A 1,388-nucleotide genomic window follows, 5' to 3' on the forward strand; every position below is an offset into this window, starting at 1 on the left:
CCGCACCATCTGGACAGCAGGAACTGGACTATGGGCAAGGTAACAGGCTTTCTCGAAATCGACCGGCAGGTGCACAAGTACCAGCCAGCCTCGGACCGCATTCGGCACTTCCGCGAGTTCACGCTGCCGATGTCGGACAAGGAGGTCGAGAAACAGGCCGCGCGCTGCATGGATTGCGGCATTCCGTTCTGCCACGGACCGACGGGCTGCCCGATCCACAACCAGATCCCCGACTGGAACGACCTCGTCTACAACAGGGACTGGGACAACGCGATCCGCAACCTGCACTCGACCAACAATTTCCCGGAGTTCACCGGCCGCATCTGTCCGGCACCCTGCGAGGAAGCCTGCACGCTCAACCTCGAGGACATTCCAGTCGCCATCAAGACGGTGGAGCAGGCGATCGCGGACAAGGCTTACGAGACCGGGCATATCAGGCCCTATCCGCCGGAGAAGAAGACCGGCAAGCGGGTCGCCATCATCGGCTCCGGACCGGCCGGCATGGCGGCCGCCCAGCAGCTTGGCCGCGCTGGCCACGACGTGCATGTCTACGAGCGCGAGAGCCGCCCCGGCGGGCTGATGCGTTACGGTATTCCCGACTTCAAGATCGAGAAGCACTATATCGATCGGCGCATCGAACAGATGCAGGGCGAGGGCGTCACCTTCCATTGCGGCGTCAATGTCGGCGTCGACAAGCCCGTCGCGGAACTGCTGACCGAACATGATGCCGTGCTCTATTGTGGCGGCTCGGAAACGCCGCGCGCGGCCGGAATTCCCGGCGACGATCTCGGCGGCGTGCATGACGCGATGCCCTATCTGGTGCAGCAGAACCGCCGCGTCGGCGGCGAGCCGATCCAGTCCGTGGCGTGGCCGTCGCATCCGATCATCGCCGGTGGCCAGCACGTCGTCGTCGTCGGTGGCGGCGATACCGCGTCCGACTGCGTCGGCACAGCCTTCCGCCAGGGTGCGGTGCGCGTCACCCAACTCGACATCCGCCCGCAGCCGCCCGAGAAGGAAGACAAGCTCTCCGTCTGGCCCTACTGGGCAACGAAGATGCGTACCTCGTCCTCGCAGGCTGAGGGCGCCGAACGCGAATTCCAGGTGGCGACTCTCGAATTCATCGGCGAGGAAGGCCAGCTCACCGGCGTCAAGTGCTGCGAGGTCGACGAGAAGCGCAAGCCGATCGCCGGCACCGAATTCGTCATCCGCGCCGATCTTGCCTTCATCGCCATCGGCTTTGCCGGCCCGGCGATGGGAGGGGTCGCGGCGGAATTGGAGGGTGAGATGAAGATCACCACGGACAGCCGCCGTTCCAGGAATGTCGAGGCCAACGACCGCGACTACAGGACCAGCGTCGACCGGCTCTACGCGGCGGGCGATGTGCGCCG

Annotated in this window: 1 protein-coding gene; it reads left to right on the forward strand. The window is 65.1% G+C overall.

The annotated features are described in order from the left end of the window. Positions 1–30: 30 nt before the first annotated feature. Positions 31–1,388, forward strand: a 1,358-nt coding sequence (locus O7A60_RS31650; protein WP_337109570.1) for a glutamate synthase subunit beta, incomplete at its 3' end; no start/stop codon positions are given.

It is taken from the genome of Mesorhizobium salmacidum (SeqCode), assembly GCF_037179605.1.
GTDB lineage: Bacteria > Pseudomonadota > Alphaproteobacteria > Rhizobiales > Rhizobiaceae > Mesorhizobium > Mesorhizobium salmacidum.